The 18019-nt window shown below is 61.4% G+C and carries 15 protein-coding genes; 4 read left to right on the forward strand and 11 right to left on the reverse strand.

From position 1 onward, the window contains the following. Positions 1-91: 91 nt before the first annotated feature. From M2394_RS12100 to M2394_RS12135, 8 genes are all read right to left on the reverse strand, one after another. On the reverse strand, positions 92-859 hold the full coding sequence (locus M2394_RS12100; RefSeq protein WP_177109927.1) for an SDR family oxidoreductase: 768 nt from the start codon (positions 857-859) through the stop codon (positions 92-94). A gap of 785 nt (positions 860-1644) precedes the next feature. Then, the gene (locus tag M2394_RS12105; RefSeq protein WP_178918701.1) at positions 1645-2361 is read right to left on the reverse strand and encodes an ABC transporter ATP-binding protein; all 717 of its coding nucleotides are present in this window, start codon (positions 2359-2361) and stop codon (positions 1645-1647) included. Further along, positions 2358-3233, reverse strand: a complete 876-nt coding sequence (locus tag M2394_RS12110; RefSeq protein WP_178918700.1) for an ABC transporter ATP-binding protein — start codon at positions 3231-3233, stop codon at positions 2358-2360. The genes M2394_RS12105 and M2394_RS12110 overlap by 4 nt, the downstream gene beginning before the upstream one ends. Next, positions 3230-4507, reverse strand: a complete 1278-nt coding sequence (gene livM / locus M2394_RS12115) for a high-affinity branched-chain amino acid ABC transporter permease LivM (RefSeq protein WP_178918699.1) — start codon at positions 4505-4507, stop codon at positions 3230-3232. Before livM ends, M2394_RS12110 begins: the two co-directional genes overlap by 4 nt. A gap of 2 nt (positions 4508-4509) precedes the next feature. Next, positions 4510-5424: an ABC transporter permease subunit gene (locus tag M2394_RS12120; protein WP_058423439.1), complete on the reverse strand. Its 915-nt coding sequence runs from the start codon at positions 5422-5424 to the stop codon at positions 4510-4512. A gap of 217 nt (positions 5425-5641) precedes the next feature. Then, complete coding sequence (locus M2394_RS12125) at positions 5642-6778, reverse strand: branched-chain amino acid ABC transporter substrate-binding protein (RefSeq protein WP_178918698.1); 1137 nt, start codon at positions 6776-6778, stop codon at positions 5642-5644. A gap of 374 nt (positions 6779-7152) precedes the next feature. Continuing rightward, complete coding sequence (locus tag M2394_RS12130) at positions 7153-8436, reverse strand: FAD-binding oxidoreductase (protein WP_178918697.1); 1284 nt, start codon at positions 8434-8436, stop codon at positions 7153-7155. Between the two features lie 157 nt (positions 8437-8593). Continuing rightward, positions 8594-10084 (reverse strand): aldehyde dehydrogenase family protein, encoded by a 1491-nt coding sequence (locus tag M2394_RS12135; RefSeq protein ID WP_178918696.1) that lies wholly within the window; start codon positions 10082-10084, stop codon positions 8594-8596. 153 nt (positions 10085-10237) lie between these two features. Here M2394_RS12135 and M2394_RS12140 point away from each other — a divergent pair, with 153 nt between their 5' ends. The 3 genes from M2394_RS12140 to nadE all read left to right on the forward strand — a co-directional run bounded on the left by M2394_RS12140 (position 10238) and on the right by nadE (position 13380). Beyond that, the gene (locus M2394_RS12140; protein WP_185705121.1) at positions 10238-11128 is read left to right on the forward strand and encodes a LysR family transcriptional regulator; all 891 of its coding nucleotides are present in this window, start codon (positions 10238-10240) and stop codon (positions 11126-11128) included. 206 nt (positions 11129-11334) lie between these two features. Beyond that, positions 11335-12549 carry a nicotinate phosphoribosyltransferase gene (gene pncB / locus M2394_RS12145; RefSeq protein WP_176997113.1) on the forward strand — a complete coding sequence of 405 codons (1215 nt, stop codon included), beginning with the start codon at positions 11335-11337 and terminating at the stop codon, positions 12547-12549. Positions 12550-12552: 3 nt separating this feature from the next. After that, complete coding sequence (nadE, locus tag M2394_RS12150; RefSeq protein ID WP_259172647.1) at positions 12553-13380, forward strand: ammonia-dependent NAD(+) synthetase; 828 nt, start codon at positions 12553-12555, stop codon at positions 13378-13380. A 136-nt stretch (positions 13381-13516) separates the two neighbouring features. Here the strand turns inward: nadE and azu are convergent, their stop codons facing one another. After that, positions 13517-13963, reverse strand: a complete 447-nt coding sequence (gene azu, locus M2394_RS12155; protein WP_259172648.1) for an azurin — start codon at positions 13961-13963, stop codon at positions 13517-13519. 332 nt (positions 13964-14295) lie between these two features. On the opposite strand from azu, the gene M2394_RS12160 reads away from it, so the two are divergent. Next, a complete protein-coding gene (locus M2394_RS12160; RefSeq protein WP_178918692.1) occupies positions 14296-14478 on the forward strand; it encodes a hypothetical protein in 183 nt (60 codons plus the stop codon). Between the two features lie 146 nt (positions 14479-14624). Here the strand turns inward: M2394_RS12160 and M2394_RS12165 are convergent, their stop codons facing one another. After that, positions 14625-15515 (reverse strand): transglutaminase family protein, encoded by an 891-nt coding sequence (locus tag M2394_RS12165; protein WP_178918691.1) that lies wholly within the window; start codon positions 15513-15515, stop codon positions 14625-14627. Continuing rightward, positions 15515-18001 (reverse strand): circularly permuted type 2 ATP-grasp protein, encoded by a 2487-nt coding sequence (locus M2394_RS12170; protein WP_178918690.1) that lies wholly within the window; start codon positions 17999-18001, stop codon positions 15515-15517. The genes M2394_RS12165 and M2394_RS12170 overlap by 1 nt, the downstream gene beginning before the upstream one ends. Between the last annotated feature and the right edge of the window lie 18 nt (positions 18002-18019).

An 18019-nucleotide genomic window follows, 5' to 3' on the forward strand; every position in this document is an offset into this window, starting at 1 on the left:
CGCCATCGCAGGCAAGCCAGCTCCCACATTTGAATGTATTCACAAATCCAAGTGTGGGAGCTGGCTTGCCTGCGATGGGCGCGGCGCGGTCTTAAGCCTTGGCCCCACGCTCAATCGCAAACCCAGCCCAGGTCTGGCTCACCGGCATCAGCTCCAACCGGTTGATGTTCACATGCGCCGGGGTGTTCATGACCCAGAAGATCGTGTCGGCAATGTCCTGCGGCTGGATCGGCTCGGCGCCGGCGTAAGTCGCGTCGTAACGCGCCTGGTCACCGCCAAAGCGCACCAGCGAGAACTCGCTCTCACACAGGCCTGGCTCGATATTGGTCACACGCACACCAGTACCCTGCAGGTCACAACGCAGGTTCAGCGAAAACTGTTTCACGAACGCCTTGGAGCCGCCATACACGTGACTGCCCGGGTACGGGTAGTTGCCGGCGATGGAACCCAGGTTGATGATGCCCGCGCCACGGCCGTGAGCGATCAGGCGTGGCAGCAACAGGTTGGTGGTGGTCAGCAGGCCCTTGATGTTGGTGTCGACCATGGTTTCCCAATCGTCGAGGTTGCACTTGGGCGCAGGGTCGGTGCCCACGGCCAGGCCGGCGTTGTTGATCAGCCCGCGAAGCTTGGCGAACGACGGCGGCAGGTTGGCGATGGCGTCCTCCATGCCCTTGCGGTCACGCACGTCCACCACCAGGCCGTGGACTTCGGTTTGCTTGGACAGCTCTTCGACCAGCGCATTGAGGCGGTCGGCACGACGGCCAGTGAGCACCAGTTTCCAGCCGGCTTCGGCAAAACGGCGGGCGCAGGCCTCGCCAAAACCGGAAGTTGCGCCAGTAATAAACAGCGTGTCGGACATGGTGTTCTCCTTGCGGGCATCGGGAAAAAATCAGCCAGCAGAATGCCCTTACGCCGCCGTGGCGGCAACCGCTATGCGTATAACTTCATGCAAGCCTGATCATTTATTAACCATATCTCGAAAAGCCTTATAAACCGTGGCCTGCAGCCATATGCACGCAGGTTATCCACAACTGCGCCCACAGTCTTTGGGGGCAAGTGCAAAAAGCCTCAGGCCCCTGTGTGCGGGGCTTGCAGGCGGTTTTAGAAAGTTTTTTGCTTGACCTGGGCGGGGCCGTATGTAGGCCCATCTCGCGAAGGGAAAACCGAGCGATGGCTCCAGGCCAGTCATTCCGGCCTCTGCGGAGGTCTTTCCAGAGTTTAATCACAGACTTATCCACAGGCTGAGTGGACATAAATCGGTCATATACCTGTGTCTTTAAACAGGTTGACAAAGCCCTCGAAGGGCCACGAAAAAACCGCTGTTCAAAAAACAACCGCCGCGCTACAGGCCACGTATTCAGTGGCTTTCAGCCAGCTACTCCCACGTTACCCACAGCCGGTTCCACAGCGGATGGGGACAAGTCAAAACTGTGACAAAACAGGGATTTGCGGCGGCTATATGTCGCGCTTTGGAGGGGAGCCAGATTTGTTTTCCACAATTTGGCATCGGCCTTGTGAACACCACAAAACAAATGTGGGAGCGGGCTTGCTCGCGAAAGCGGTGGGTCAGTTGCAGATGCACTGACTGACACACCGCTTTCGCGAGCAAGCCCGCTCCCACAGGGGCCTGCGTCAAATTTTAATCTAGTGCCCGCCGAGGTAGGCGTTGCGCACTTCCTCGTTGACCAGCAGCTCTTTACCGGTGCCGGTCAGGCGGATCTCCCCGTTGACCATCACATACGCCCGGTCCGACAGGCGCAGCGCATGGTTGGCATTCTGCTCCACCAGGAAGATGGTCATGCCGGTGGCCGCCAGCTCGCGCAGGGTGGCGAAGATCTGCTTCACCACAATCGGCGCCAGGCCCAGGCTCGGTTCGTCCAGCAACAGCAGCTTGGGCCGGCTCATCAGCGCACGGGCAATGGCAAGCATTTGCTGCTCGCCACCGGACATGGTCATGGCCCGCTGGTTACGCCGCTCCTTGAGCCGTGGGAACAGCTCGAACATGCGCTGCATGTCTTCTTGGGCGAACTTGTCACCAATGGGGATGGTGCCCATCAGCAGGTTTTCCTCGACGGTCATGTCGGGGAACACCCGCCGCCCTTCCGGCGATTGCGCAATGCCGTTGGAGGCGATGTAGTGGGACGACTTGTGGGTGATGTCGACGCCGTTGTAGATGATCTGCCCCGACTCCGCCCGTGGCTGGCCGAAGATCGACATCAGCAACGTGGATTTACCCGCGCCGTTGGAGCCGATCAGGCTCACGGTTTCGCCTTCGTTGATGTGCAGCGAGACTTTTTTCAGGGCCTGGATCGGGCCGTAGAACACGTCCAGGTCCTTCATTTCGAGGATAGGCCCGTTCATACAAGCTCCTCTTCGTCGGCGCCCAGGTAGGCCGCAATCACTTTCGGGTCGTTGCGGATCGCGTCCGGCCCGCCTTCGGCGATCACGTTGCCGTGGTCCAGCACCACGATGTGGTCGGAAATACTCATCACCATGCCCATGTCGTGTTCGATCAGCACCACCGTGAGGTCGTGTTCGTCGCGCAACAGGCGAATCATCGCACTGAGGGCTTCGGTTTCCTGAGGATTGAGGCCCGCTGCCGGTTCGTCCAGGCAGATGATCTGCGGCCGGGTGCACATGGCGCGGGCGATTTCCAGGCGGCGCTGCTGGCCGTAGGAAAGCTCACCGGCTAGGCGGTTGGCGCAGTCCACCAGGTCCACCACTTCCAGCCAGTAGAAGGCGTGGTCGAGGGCGTCGCTTTCAGCCTTGCGGTAGCCCTTGGTATTGAGAATGCCCGCCAGCATGTTGCGGTTAACCCACATGTGCTGGGCCACCAGCAGGTTTTCCAGCACCGACATTTCCTTGAACAGGCGAATGTTCTGGAAGGTCCGGGCCAGGCCGGCGCGGTTCACCAGGTGGGTGCCGCCGAACATCTTGTAGTAGACGCGGCTGAGGAAGCTTTTCGGCGAAACAAAGTCGACAGGCTGGAAACGCTCGCCGAGCAGCTGGATCACATTGGTTTGCTTGCCGCGCACGTTGAGTTCGATCTTACCGCCGCTGGCTTTGTAAAAGCCGGTGAGGCAGTTGAACACCGTGGTCTTGCCGGCGCCGTTGGGGCCGATCAGGGCGAAGATCGAGTTGCGTTCGACCTTGAGGCTCACATCGCTCAAGGCCTTGATGCCACCGAAGTGCATCATCAGGTGTTCCACGGAGAGCACGATTTCCTTGCTCATGGCGCCACTCCTTTACGTGGGGTCACACCGGTACGGCTGATGCGGATCAAGCCGCGCGGTCGCCATATCATCATCACCACCATCAACACGCCAAACAGCAGCACGCGGTATTCGGAGAAGCTGCGCAGCAGTTCCGGCGCGACGGTCAAGACGAACGCGGCGATCACCACGCCCACCGTCGACCCCATGCCACCCAACACCACGATGGCCAGGATCAGCGCCGACTCGAAGAAGGTGAACGAGGACGGGTTGACGAAGCCCTGGTAGCTGGCAAAGAACACCCCGGCCAAACCGGCAGTGGAGGCGCCGATGGTGAAGGCCGAGAGCTTGACCAGCACGTGGTTCAGACCCATGGAACGGCAGGCGATTTCATCTTCGCGCAAGGCTTCCCAGGCGCGGCCCACCGGCATACGGGTCAGGCGGTGCTTGATGTACAGCACGGCCAGCACCACCAGAAACAGCACGATGTAGATGAACATGAACTTGATGTTGGGGTTGTAATCGATGCCGAAGAACTCGTGGAAGGGAATCCCGCCGTCCTTCGCCTTGCGCCCGAACTCCAGGCCGAGGAAGGTCGGCGACGGCACCGGCATGCCGTTCGGGCCACCGGTGAACGACAGCCAGTTGTTGAGCACCAGGCGGATGATTTCACCAAAGCCCAGGGTCACGATCGCCAGGTAGTCACCGTGCATGCGCAACACCGGGAAGCCGAGTATGCACCCCGCCAGCGCCGCACAGATTGCCGCCAGCGGCAGCACCGTCCAGAAGCCGAGGCCCAGGTATTGGTAGCCCAGCGCCAGGCCGTAGGCGCCGATGGCGTAGAACGCCACGTAACCCAGGTCGAGCAAGCCGGCCAGGCCGACCACGATGTTCAGGCCCAGGCCCAGCAACACGTAGATCAGCCCGAGGATCACCACGGTCAGCAGGTACTTGTTGGCGAAGATCGGGAACACGATGGCGATCACGATCAGCGCCGGGATGATCCAGCGCAGCCGCGACTTGTAGTCCGGTGGCAGCACATGCACGCCGGAGCCACTGCTCTCGAAGCCTTGCAGGATCTTCAGGCCCTTGGGGGTTTGCAGGAACAGGCTCAGGGCGAAGCGGCCGGCCATCACGATGGCGACCAGCGAGGCCACGCGGGCCGGTTCCAGGTTGAAGCTGTAGCCGTCGAGGACCACGCCGACGATCGGGCCGAACACAATCAGCGAAATCAGCCCGGCGAGGATCGTGTCGACCACACTTTTCTTGATATCAATCGATTTGGCAGCAGACATGTTTACACCTTCGCCACGAGTGGGCGACCGAGCAGGCCCTGGGGACGGAAAATCAGAATCACCACCAGCAGGGAGAAACTGAACACGTCTTTGTAGTCAGAGTTGATCAACCCCGAGAACAACGACTCGGAAATACCCAGGATGATCCCGCCAAGCATGGCCCCAGGCAGGGAGCCGATGCCGCCGAGTACCGCTGCGGTAAATGCCTTGATGCCGATGATGAAGCCGGCATAGAAGTCGAAGGTGCCGTAGTTCAAGGTGATCAATACGCCGGCCAGGGCGGCCATGGCGGCACCGATGACAAACACGTAGGAAATCACGCGGTCGGTGTTGATGCCGAGGATGGAAGCCATCTTGCGGTCTTGCTGGGTGGCGCGGCACATGCGGCCGAGCTTGGTGTATTTGATGACATAGGTCAGCAGGGCCATGCCTGCGAAGGCTGCGACCAGGATGAAGACCTTGGTGTACGTCAACTGAACAAAGCCTGTGCCGAAGTCGACACGCCAGGCCCCGGCCAGCAGGGTGGGAATACCTTGTTGCTTGGCGCCCTGGGCGATCTGGGCGTAGTTCTGCAGGATCAGGGAGATGCCGATGGCGCTGATCAGCGGTGCCAGTCGGGTGGAGTTGCGCAGCGGTTTGTAGGCGACACGCTCGATGACCCAACCGTAAACGCCGGTGACGACGACGGTGAAGATCAAGGTGCCGAGAATGAGCAGCGGGAAGGATTCGATGCCGAAGTAAGCCAGCAGTGCCAGACTGATCGCCGCGAGGTAAGCGGAAATCATATAAACCTCGCCATGGGCGAAGTTGATCATGCCAATGATGCCATAGACCATTGTGTAGCCGATGGCGATCAGGCCATAGACCGACCCGAGGGTCAGGCCGTTGACCAGTTGCTGCAGGAAAATACCATCCATAACGCAATCTCACGCGGTGAGCACCTGCACACCGGTGGGTGTGCGGCGCTTCTGGAGGAAAAGACAGATTTGTGGCCGGGCTCAAACAACCACAGTCCATGTGGGAGCTGGCTTGCCTGCGATGCAGACACCGCGGTGCTTCAGGTGTACTGCTGTGATGCAATCGCAGGCAAGCCAGCTCCCACAGGGATGGAGGGTGTTCAAGCTGTCGCGTTGATTACTTCTGTTTTTCCAGCTGGTGGTATTTGCCGTCTTTATCCCACTGGTAAACCACGTAGTCGGAGATTTTCAGGTCGCCCTTGCCATCCCAGGCTTTTTCACCCATGACGGTTTTCACCGGGTGAGCCTTGAGCCACTTGGCCGCGTCTTCGCCCTTGTTGGATTTGGCGCCGTTGAAGCCAGCAGCCAGCGCCTGGATCGAAGCGTAGGCGTACAGGGTGTAGCCTTCAGGTTCTACGCCGGCTTTGCGGAATTGCTCCACAACGGCCTTGCTGTCTGGCAGCAGGCGTGGGTCGGCGCCGAAGGTCATGTACACGCCGTCTACGTATTGCGCGCCGCCAGCGGTGGCGACCAGTTCGTCGGTCACGACACCGTCATCGGACATGAACTTGACGTCTTTGAGGCCCGCTTCACGGATCTGGCGAACCAGAGGACCGGCTTCCGGGTGCAGGCCGCCGAAGTACACGACGTCAGCGCCGGTGGAGCGGATCTTGGTGACCAGGGCGCTGAAGTCTTTCTCGCCACGGGTCAGGCCTTCTTCCAGCACAGGTTTCACGCCGCGCTTGGTCAACTGGGCAGCGGTGGCGTCAGCCAGGCCTTTGCCGTAGGTGTCTTTGTCGTTGATGACCGCGACTTTCTTGCCCTTGAGCACGTCGACGATGTAGTCGCCGGCCACGATGCCTTGCTGGTCGTCACGCCCGCACATACGGAACACCGCGCCCAGGCCACGCTCGGTCACCTGCGGGTTGGTGGAACCCGGGGTGATCATGATGATGCCTGCTTCGTCGTAGACCTCGGACGCCGGGATGGTGTTGGAGGAGCAGAAGTGCCCGACCACGCCGATCACTTTGTCCTGGTCGGCCAGGCGGTTGGCCACGGCCACGGCTTGCTTGGGTTCGCAGGCATCGTCGCCGGCCACCAGCTTGATCTGCTCGCCGTTGACGCCACCGGCCTTGTTGATCACATCGGCTGCCGCTTGGGCACCCTTCATGTACTGCTCACCGAAAGCTGCGTTGGCGCCCGTCATCGGGCCCGCTACGCCAATCTTCACATCAGCTTGAACAAACGTAGAAACACCCAGTGCCGCTGTCACGGCGAGGGCCAGAAAACCTTTCTTGTAAAACGTCTGGGACATGAGTGGTGCTCCGAGGTTTTTGTTTATTGGCACTACGAGTTCACTGCAAACTTTCACGAGAAAGCCCAGAGCAAGGCGCGTGCCATTACGTTTTTATTAATCAAAAAGACACGGTGTCATTGTTATTACAGGCGTTTCGACTCCTTTTGCCAGGACGTGCAACCGTCTAGCATCAAGAGGTGCAACCAATGGATCCAAAAAGTACAACCCTGACGGGTCGCACCTGCAACCAGGCGTATAAACGACAGTTCCTGCACCTGTAACAATGTGCGTAACGGAACTGCACATTTACAGTGCGTGATTGCTACGACTTGCACCAATACAGATTAGTAGCCTGCTAAGAAAATGCAGGCTTCTGAGCAGTATTTCGCTGATCAGATCACGATCCGCAGGCATTGCCCGGCGTGATACAGCGAGAATCCGGCTTCATACAGGCAACTGCGCAGGCCCACCCCGGCCAGGGGACGCATCGGCGCGAAGGGAATCGGCAAGGCCTGGGGATTCTGGTGACACAGGTAATCGGCAAACGCCTTGCCGACCACGCTGCCGGTGGTCACGCCACGCCCGTTATAGCCCGTTACTGCCACCAGGCCCGGCGCTGGCTCGAACAGGCGCATCAGGTGGTCCGGCGTGAAGGCGATGCAGCCGGTCCAGGTGCACTCCCACTGCACCGATTTGAGGTACGGGAAGTAATGCTGCTGCACCCGATCGGCCCACGCCTTGAGGAACCACGCTGGTTTCTGATTGCCGTTGCCCAGGCTGCCGAGCAACAGGCGCCCGTCGGCATCGCGGCGGATGCTGCTCAACACCTGGCGCGTGTCCCACGAACCCTGGCCACCCGGCAGGATCTGCTGGGCCGCGTCGTCCGTGAGCGGGGCTGACGCCACCTGGTAGTAATAGCCGGGGAAGAAATTGCGCCGCAACTCGGTCCATTCGCCTTCGGTGTAGGCATTCGAGGCGATCACCACCTGCGCCGCCTGTACCGAACCCTGGGCGGTCTGCACCGACCAGTGCGCGCCCTGGCGCTCAAGCTGGGTGACCGGGGAATGGTCGAACAACTGCCCGCCCAGGCCGACGGCCGCATTCGCCAGACCGGTGGTGTAAGCCATCGGGTTCAGGGTGCCGGCCCGTCGGTCGAGCAAGGCAGCGGCGATCTTTTTGGTACCCGTGGCCTGCTCGCAGGCCTGGCCGGTGAGCAATTCCACCGGCGCGCCCCGGCGCTTCCATTGTTCTTCACGGCTGCGCAGGTCCGCCTCGCCCCGGGCGTTGTGCGCCATGTGCAAGGTGCCTTCACGGCGCAGTTGGCAATCAATGGTGTATTTGTCGATGAGGCTGAACACCAGGGACGGTGCCGCGCCGAGCATGCGGTTGAGCTGGCTGCCCACCGCTTCGCCGAAACCGGCTTCGATGTCGTCTGGCGGGATCCACAGGCCGGCGTTGACCAGCCCGACGTTGCGCCCCGAACCGCCGTGACCGGTGCGATGGGCCTCCAGCACGGCAACGCTTTTGCCCTGTTCCAGCAAGTGAATGGCCGCCGACAAACCGGTGATGCCGGCGCCGATCACGCACACATCCACCTTGACCTCGCCCTTGAGCGCGGCGCGATCCGGCCGACCAGGGGTGAGTTGTTCCCACAAACACGTTTCGCGTAATGCCATTGCCAGACTCCAATGAGACCTAACAAACAACCATTATTCTGAATTGCAAACCCAATCAACTGTGGGAGCTGGCTTGCCTGCGATGGCGGCGGCGACTGATACACCGCTATCGCAGGCAAGCCAGCTCCCACATTTTTAACCGCGTTTCGACAGTGGATCAGTCGAAAGTGATGCCCTGTGCCAGCGGCAACTCCAGCGAGTAGTTCACGGTGTTGGTCTGGCGACGCATGTACCCTCGCCACGCATCCGAACCCGACTCACGCCCGCCACCGGTTTCTTTCTCGCCCCCAAACGCGCCGCCGATTTCCGCGCCGCTCGGGCCGATGTTGACGTTGGCGATGCCGCAGTCGCTGCCCACGGCCGACATGAACTGCTCGGCCTCGCGCACATCGGTGGTGAAGATGCACGACGACAGGCCTTGGGGCACGGCGTTGTTCAGGCGCAGGGCTTCAGGGAAATCCTTGTAGCCGATCACATAGAGGATCGGCGCGAACGTCTCGGTGCACACCACGTCGCTCTGCTCGGGCATTTCCACGATGGCCGGCGACACGTAGTAGGCGTTGGGGAATTTGTCTTCCAGCTGGCGCTTGCCGCCGAACACCTTGCCGCCTTCGCTCAAGGCTTGTTCCAGGGCGTCCTGCATGTTGTCGAAGCCGTGCTTGTCGATCAGCGGGCCGATCAGGTTGCCTTCCAGTGGGTGGCCGATGCGCACTTTGGAATAGGCAGCCTTGAGGCGGGTGACGATTTCTTCTTTCACCGACTCATGGGCGATCAGCCGACGCAGGGTGGTGCAGCGCTGGCCAGCCGTGCCGACGGCGCTGAACAGGATGGCACGCACGGCCATGTCCAGGTCGGCGCTTGGGCCGAGGATCATCGCGTTGTTGCCGCCCAGCTCCAGGATGCTGCGGGCAAAGCGCGCGGCGACTTTGGGGGCCACTTCGCGGCCCATGCGGGTGCTGCCGGTGGCGCTGATCAGGGCCACGCGCGGGTCATCCACCAGCGCGGCGCCGGCGTCGCGGCCGCCGATGATCACTTGGCTGAGGTACTGCGGGGCATCGTTGAAATTCTTCAGCACGCGCTCGAACAACGCCTGGCAGGCCAGAGCGGTGAGCGGGGTCTTTTCCGAGGGCTTCCAGATCACCGCGTTACCGCAGACCAGCGCCAGGGTGGTGTTCCACGCCCACACGGCCACCGGGAAGTTGAACGCACTGATCACGCCGACCACGCCCAGCGGGTGCCAGGTTTCACGCATGTGGTGGCCCGGGCGCTCGGAGGCGATGGTCAAGCCGTACAACTGGCGCGACAGGCCGACGGCGAAGTCGCAGATGTCGATCATTTCCTGCACTTCACCCAGGCCTTCCTGGGTGATCTTGCCGGCTTCCCAGGACACCAACTCGCCCAGGTCAGCCTTGTACTCGCGCAACACATCACCGAACTGACGCACCAGCTCGCCGCGACGCGGTGCCGGCACTTTGCGCCAGGCCTCGAATGCATGCTCGGCGCGACTGACCTGTTGCTCCACCTCGGCGGCACCTTCCCACTGCACGCTGCCGATGCGGCTGCCATCAATCGGCGAATGCACGGGCTGTTTGCCCGCCTGGTACAGCGCCGGGTTCACCCCGAGACGATCAAGCAATGCGGCAACCATGGGTCACTCCTTCAATCTCAAACAGAAAATTCGCGCCGCGGCACACACGGCGATCCAGACCTTATTTGTAGCTGGCCCAAGACTTGCCAACAAACGACGATTAGGCGAGATATCATTCCGTTTATTCATGCAAAGCCTAAAAAGAGGCACGCCGTGCTGAACAAAAGACATTTGCCCTCGATCACCGCCCTGCAGTGCTTCGAAGCCGCCACCCGCCACTTGAGCTTCACCCGCGCCGCCGAGGAACTGAACCTCACCCAGAGCGCGGTGAGCAAGCAAGTGGCGCAGCTTGAAGAACTCTTGCAACACCTGCTGTTCCGCCGCGTGCGCCGGCGCTTGCAGATGACCCCGGCGGGTGACCTGTACCTGGTGGAAGTGCGCAAGATTCTGACGCAGGTGGAAATGTCCACCCACTACCTGCGCTCTTATGGCGGCGAGACCGAAGTGCTGCGGGTGTCCACGCCCTACACCTTTGGTGCGCGCTGGCTGGTGCCGCGCCTCAAGGGCTGGCGGCTGCGTCACCCGCAGATCCACCTGGACCTGTGCAACGAGCAGGAGCCCGATGAGCTGCTGCAAGGCAAGGCCGACATGGCCTTCTACTTCGGCCAGGGCTCACGACCTGGCACCGAGAGCCTGAAGCTGTTCAGCGAAGAGCTGGTGCCGGTGTGTGCACCGGAAAGCCTGCCGGCGCGGCCTTTTACTGACCCCACGCAATTGAGCGACCTGGTCCTGCTGCAAAATGCCTCGCGGCCGCAAGGCTGGCACGACTGGTTCGCCAGCCAGGGCTACCAGACCGAGCACAGCTACCACGGGCCGCGTTTCGACACCTTTTATATGTGCATTCGTGCGGCGCAAGTGGGTTGTGGCGTGGCGTTGTTGCCGCGGTTTCTGGTGGAGGAGGAGCTGGCGGACGGCAAGCTGGTGATTCCCTGGCAGCATGCAATGCCGAGCCAGGATGCGTATTACCTGGCCTACCCCGAGCATTCGGCTGAGGTGCCGAAGGTGAGGGAGTTTGTGAAGTGGATGATGGAGCAGGTGATTTAGTGCCTGGAATACCGCCATCGCAGGCAAGCCCGCTCCCACATTTGGAATGCATTTCATCTGTGGGAGCTGGCTTGCCTGCGATGAGGCCAGTGACTGCACTGAAAAAATCACTGGCAAACCACCCCTCGCCTATGCGCCACTAGCGCCATTCCTTAATTGTGCGTAAAGGCCGGCGCCCATCGCCGACCCGTCTGGAGATTCCCGTTATGAGCGAGAGTGTGTTTGCCGATCGCATCGTGCAGAACCTGCTCGACACCGACTTCTACAAGCTGACCATGATGCAGGCGGTGCTGCACAACTACCCGAACGTGGAAGTTGAATGGGAGTTTCGTTGCCGTAACAGTGAAGACCTGCGCCCGTACTTGGCGGAGATCCGCTACCAGATCGAGCGCCTCGCCGAGCTGAGCCTGAGCCCCGACCAGTTGGGTTTCCTGGAGCGCATCAGCTTCATGAAGCCGGATTTTTTGCGCTTTCTCGGGCTGTTCCGCTTCAACCTGCGCTACGTGCAGACCGGCATCGAGAACGGCGAATTATTCATTCGCCTGCGCGGGCCATGGCTGCATGTGATCCTGTTTGAAGTGCCGATGCTGGCCATCGTCAGCGAAGTGCGCAACCGCTACCGCTACCAGACCGTAATCCTCGAACAGGCCCGCGAGCAGCTGTATCGCAAGTTCGACTGGCTCACCGCCAACGCCAGCAGCGAAGAGCTGTCCGAGTTGCAAGTGGCCGACTTCGGCACCCGCCGCCGCTTCTCGTACCGCGTGCAGGAAGAAGTGGTCAATGTGCTCAAGCATGACTTCCCCGGACGCTTCGTCGGCACCAGCAACGTGCACCTGGCCCGCGAGCTAAACATGAAACCGCTCGGCACCATGGCCCACGAATGGATCATGGCCCACCAGCAACTGGGGCCGCGCCTGATCGACAGCCAGATCGCCGCCCTCGATTGCTGGGTGCGTGAATACCGCGGCCTGCTGGGTATTGCGTTGACCGATTGCATCACCACCGACGCCTTCCTGGGCGATTTCGATTTGTACTTCGCCAAGCTGTTCGACGGCCTGCGCCACGACTCCGGCGACCCGGTGCAATGGGCCGAAAAAGCCATCGCCCATTACCACAAGCTCGGCATCGAGCCGATGAGTAAGACCCTGGTGTTCTCCGACAGCCTGTCGCTGCCCAAGGCCCTGGAAATATTCCGGGCGCTGCGCGGTCGCATCAATGTGAGCTTCGGCATCGGCACCAACCTGACCTGCGACATCCCGGGCGTGGAACCGATGAGCATCGTGCTTAAAATGACCGCCTGTAATGGTCAGCCCGTGGCGAAGATCTCCGATGAAGCGGGCAAGACCCACTGCACCGATCCAAATTTTGTCGCCTATTTGCGGCACGTTTTCAAAGTACCTGCCCTTTCCAGCAAGGAGTGAATCATGCAAGCCGTACAGCGTGAGATTGCGCAGCAGCTCAAGGTTCAAGCACCGTTCAAAGACCAGGCCGCCCTTGAGGCCGAAGTTTCCCGTCGCATCACCTTCATCCAGGATTGCTTGCGCAATTCCGGGCTCAAGACCCTGGTGCTGGGCATCAGCGGCGGTGTGGACTCCCTGACCGCAGGCCTGTTGGCCCAGCGCGCGATGAAAGAGCTGCGCGAAAACACTGGCGATGCGGCCTACCGCTTTATCGCGGTGCGCCTGCCTTACGAAACTCAGTTCGATGAAATCGATGCCACCGCCTCAGTGGACTTTATCGAGCCCGACGAACGCCATACCGTGAACATCGGCCCGGCGGTGAAGGCGCTGGCCAATGAAGTGGCGGCGTTTGAAGGCAAGGCGGCGGTGTCCCGTGATTTCGTGCTGGGCAACACCAAGGCGCGCATGCGCATGGTGGCGCAGTACACCATCGCCGGCGCGGCTGGTGGCCTGGTGATTGGTACCGACCATGCGGCGGAAGCGGTGATGGGCTTTTTCACCAAGTTCGGTGATGGCGCGTGCGACTTGGCGCCGTTGAGCGGGTTGGTGAAGAATCAGGTGCGAGCCATTGCACGGCATTTTGGCGCGCCGGAATCACTGGTCGAGAAAGTGCCGACGGCGGATTTGGAAGACCTGTCGCCGGGCAAGCCGGACGAAGCGTCACATGGCGTGACCTACGCCGAGATCGATGCGTTCCTGCACGGTGAGCCCGTGCGTGAGGAAGCGTTCAAGATTATCTGCGATACCTACCGCAAGACGGAGCACAAGCGGGTCATGCCGTTTGCGCCGTGAGCTGAGACAGGTAGTTTTGTATTGATTATTTGATCGCCATCGCAGGCAAGCCAGCTCCCACAGTTGACCGAGTTCCAGCATGAGAATGCGGGCGAATGTGGGAGCTGGCTTGCCTGCGATGAACGATGACGCGGTCTTACTTAACCACCACCGTGCCTTTCATCATCGAGATGTGGCCCGGGAACGAGCAGAAGAACGCATAGTCAGTGCCCGCCTTCAGCTTGGACACATCAAAGCTCACCGAATCTTTCTCGCCAGCACCGATGATCTTGGTGTGGGCGATGATGCGTGCGTCGCCTTCTTTCAGGTAGTTCTTGTCGATGCCTGCGGCCATGCCGTCGCTGGCCACCGGCTGCATATCAGCGGCCGAGGTCAGTACCCAGTTATGGCCCATGACGTTTTTCGGCAAGCTGCCCGAGTGCTCCAGGTTCACGGTGAAGGTCTTGCAGCTCTTGTCGATGGTGATTTCTTTGGTGTTGAACGACATCTGGTCGGTGGAGTCGACGGTGACCGCGCACTCTGCAGCAAGCAACTGGCCGCTCGCCAGAGTCAGCAGGGAAACAGCAACGAGTTTGGCAAACATGTGAATCTCCAAGGCAGGGTTTAAAAAACGCGTATTGCGACAAGGGTGCCTGAAGCAGGCAGGAATTCTTATGATCTGCATCAACAGATTGTATACAACTTTAGGCTATCAGACTGATCAACACAATCTACCAGCCAAAGTGCGACGACCTGCCTATGATCGGACCATCACCCATTGGAGCCCGAGCCATGCACCTCAACCAACTGTTCAACGGCCTGCTGGCCGCCTACGCCTGCGGTAAGTGAAGGCCAAGCGCGCTGCTAAGCTGCTACCATGGCAGCCCAAGGCAGCTGCGCGCCGCCACCCTCACCTTCGACCCTAGAGGATCGCCCATGGCCAAACCTAATTACTCCTTCGCCAAACGTCAGAGAGACTTGGCCAAGGAGCAGAAGAAAGAGGAAAAACTGCAACGCAAGAAAGCCGCTGCAGAAGAAGAGGCCAATGGTCTGACCGCCGAAGTTGATGGTGAAGAAACGAACGACGAGACCGAAACACCAAAAGATCCTGCTGAATAACCGATTGCTGCAGGCTCGACAAAACTGATCACAACGATCACTAACTGATCACAACAGACCTGTAGTGAGCGGGCTTGCCCCGCGCCGACGGTGTTTCAAGCACCGTAGTGTGTCAGGTAGAGCCCCGCGCGGGGCGAGCCCGCTCACTACAAAAGTGGCATCACCGTTACCCGCACTTCCGGGTCATGGTTCCCTCCCCCCAGGATCACCCCGCGCAACGGCGACACATCCGAAAAATCCCGGCCCCAGGCCAGGGTGATGTGTTCCAGCGCCGGCTGAACGTTGTTCGTCGGATCAAAATCCACCCAGCCTGACACCGGGCAATACACCGAGACCCATGCGTGAGACGCATCGGCGCCGATCAGCCGTGGCTGGCCGGGCGGTGGCTGGGTGAGCAGGTAACCACTGATATAACGCGCCGCCAGGCCCCGTGAACGCAGGCACGCGAGCATCAAGTGGGCAAAGTCCTGGCAGACACCACGCCGGCGCTCCAGCACTTCCACCAGCGGCGTGGCGACCTGGGTGGCTTCGGCATCAAAGGTGAATTCGCCGAAGATCTTTTCCATCAGCGCCTGCACACCCAGTAACAGCGGGCGGCCGGCCGGGAAGCAGCTCTCGGAGAACTCGACGAAGTTCTTTTTCAGGTGCACGTAGGGCGACTCGAAGCGAAAACGGCAGGCCTCGATCAACGCCTCGGACATGGGCTGACTGCCGTAGGTGAGGCTGTCGCGAGTCTGTTCCCAGGCCGGCGACAATTGAAAGTCCAGCGCCGGCCGCGCCAGCACTTCCACGGTCAAGCCGGCGTTGACCAGCAACTCATCATGGGGCCGTTCGAACGCCAGACGGGTGATCGGGTTGCCAAACACATCCAGCTCATCACGGCGCGACGACGGCTGCGGGCTGATGTCCAGCTGTTGCGAGCTGCAACGCTGCCAGGCGCAGGGCCGTGGCCAGAGGTGCGCCAACTGCTGGGCCAGGGACACCGGGCTGTCGTAGTGGTAGTGGGTATCGTGGAAAATCTGGTAGCGCGCACTCATTACACCGACACCGTTTGCTGGCTGACATCATCCACATGGGCAAAATGGCGCAACGCCAAACGATCCGACACTTGCCCACTCTCATCGGCCACCGCTTGCAGCAGGTCGGCCAGGCCGTCCAGTGCGGCACGCACGCTGGACTCGCCAAACAACGGGTTCTCCAGGCACCCCAAATCGAAGCGCGCCAGGCGCTCCACCAATGGGCCCAGGCCGGTTTCCCGGGGCACGCCGAAATCATCATTGAGCCGCCGCAACGTACGGCTGACCAACTTGAGCTGGAACAACACCGCATGGGGGTTCTGCTCGTCCAGCAGCAACAGGTCGAGCACCGGGATCAACTGCGGCACCGCCAGGTAGCGCGAGCGGTAAGTGATGCTGCTGTTGCCCAGTTCCAGCAACCACTCCAGCCCCGCCTGGTCGAACACCGCCACGCCACGCAGGAACGCCGCCAGGCTGCTGCTCAAAAATTGCAGGCGCTCGATGCGCCGGCCCATCATCAAGAAGCGCCAGCCTTCGTCGCGGGTCATGTCGTCCAGGGCAAACCCGGACAGCGCCGCCAGGGACATCACCAGGCGGTTGAGGAAGTCCAGCAACTCGCCAAAGTCCGGGGTTTCGCGTTCCAGCTCCAGGGCTTCGCGTTGCAGCTCCACCAACGCCTGCCAGTTCTCCCGGGACAGCTTGCCGCGCACCTGGGACGCCGCCCACTGCAAACGCTGCAGGTTGGCGCGCAGGCTCGATGGCCAATCATCGCCGAGCAAGGCCGCTTGCAGACGCTCGGGCAACTCGCCCTCGTCCGGCAGCAGGCGCAGGGTTTCACCCAGCTCGATCGCCGCCTGCAACGCCAGTGGATCGTCGCCATCGACATAGCGCGCCAGCACGATACGCAGCCAACGAGCGCTGTCATCGCAGCGCTCGCAGTAGCGGCCGAACCAGAACAGGTTTTCCACCACGCGCGACGGCAGATAGGGGTCGCGGCGCACCAGGTCATGGGCACCGATGGCGCGCTGGGCACGCCAGTGTTCGCCACCGGCAGCCCGTTCGCCGAGCACCCAGGTGTCTTTGCTGGCGCCACCGCGCTGCATCGACACCACTTCGGCGTCGGCCTCGGCGGCCACGCGGGTCAGGCCACCGGGCAGCACCCGGTAACCCTCGTCGCTGGCCACGGCGTACACGCGCATGCCGATGGCACGGTGTTGCAGGTGGTCATCCACGGTGTGCCACACCGGCGCTTGGGACAGCTGCGCCAGTTCCTGGGCGACATAGGCATAAGGCCGCGCCCGCATGCGATCGGCCAGGGCCTGACGCTGTTCGTCGTTCAAGTCACGACCAAACACCGGGGCAAAGCTCTGCGACGGAAAGGCCGGCTTGATCAACAGCTCCGGCAGCTTTTCCAGCGCTTCAGCCAGCACCGGCGCTTCGCCGCACCACCAGGTGGCGATGGACGGCAGGATCAGCTCTTCACCAAACAGATAGTGGTTGATCTTCGGCAAGAAGCCCAAGAGACCGGGGGATTCCAGCACGCCGCTACCCAGGGCGTTGGCCACCAACACGTTGCCCTGGCGCACCGCGTCGAGCAGGCCGGGCACGCCCAGGGCCGAGTCGGTGCGCAGTTCCAGCGGGTCGCAGAAATCGTCGTCCAGGCGCCGCATGATCGCGTGCACCCGGCGCAGGCCGCTGAGGGTCTTGAGGAACACGGTGCTGTCGCGCACGGTGAGATCGCCGCCTTCCACCAACGGGTAGCCGAGCTGCCGGGCGAGGTAGAGGTGCTCGAAATAGCTTTCGTTGAATCGCCCGGGCGTAAGCAGCACGATCAGCGGCGGCTGGTCATCACCCGGTGCCTGGCGGGCCAGGGTTTCCTGCAGCGTGCGGAAGAACCCGGTGAGGTGCTGCACCTGCAAATCACGGTAGAGGTCCGGGAACGCACGGGACACGATGGTGCGGTTTTCCAGCGCATAACCGGCACCCGACGGCGCCTGGGTGCGGTCGGCCGTGACCCACCAGCGACCGTCGGGCGTGCGTGCCAGGTCCACCGCGTACAGATGCAGGAACGCGCCGTCGGGGGGCTGGATGCCCTGGCACGGCCACAGGAAATTGTTGTGCCCGAACACCAGCTCAGCGGGCAGCAAACCTTCCTTGATCAGGCGTTGCGGGCCATACAGGTCGGCCAGCACCGCATTGAGCAGGCGTGCACGCTGGGCGATGCCGGCCGACAGCTGCTGCCATTCATCGGCGGCCAGCACATGGGGCAACAAGTCCAGCTCCCATGGGCGATCGGCGCCCTTGGGGTCGGCATAGACGTTGTAGGTCACGCCGTTTTCCTGGATCTGCCGGGTCAGCAGCGCCTGGCGCTGGGCCAGTTGCGCGGGTGTGCTGCGTTGCAGGTGGTCGAGCAGGCGCTGCCAATGGGCGCGCACCTGGCCACTGTCATCCAGCAGTTCATGATAAGTGCCCGCGGTCAGCGGGTAACGGTCGAGCAAGTCAGACATGGAACGCTCGGCAGAGGC

Origin of the sequence: Pseudomonas sp. BIGb0164, from assembly GCF_024810135.1 — a bacterium.
In the GTDB taxonomy this organism is placed as follows: Bacteria; Pseudomonadota; Gammaproteobacteria; order Pseudomonadales; family Pseudomonadaceae; genus Aquipseudomonas.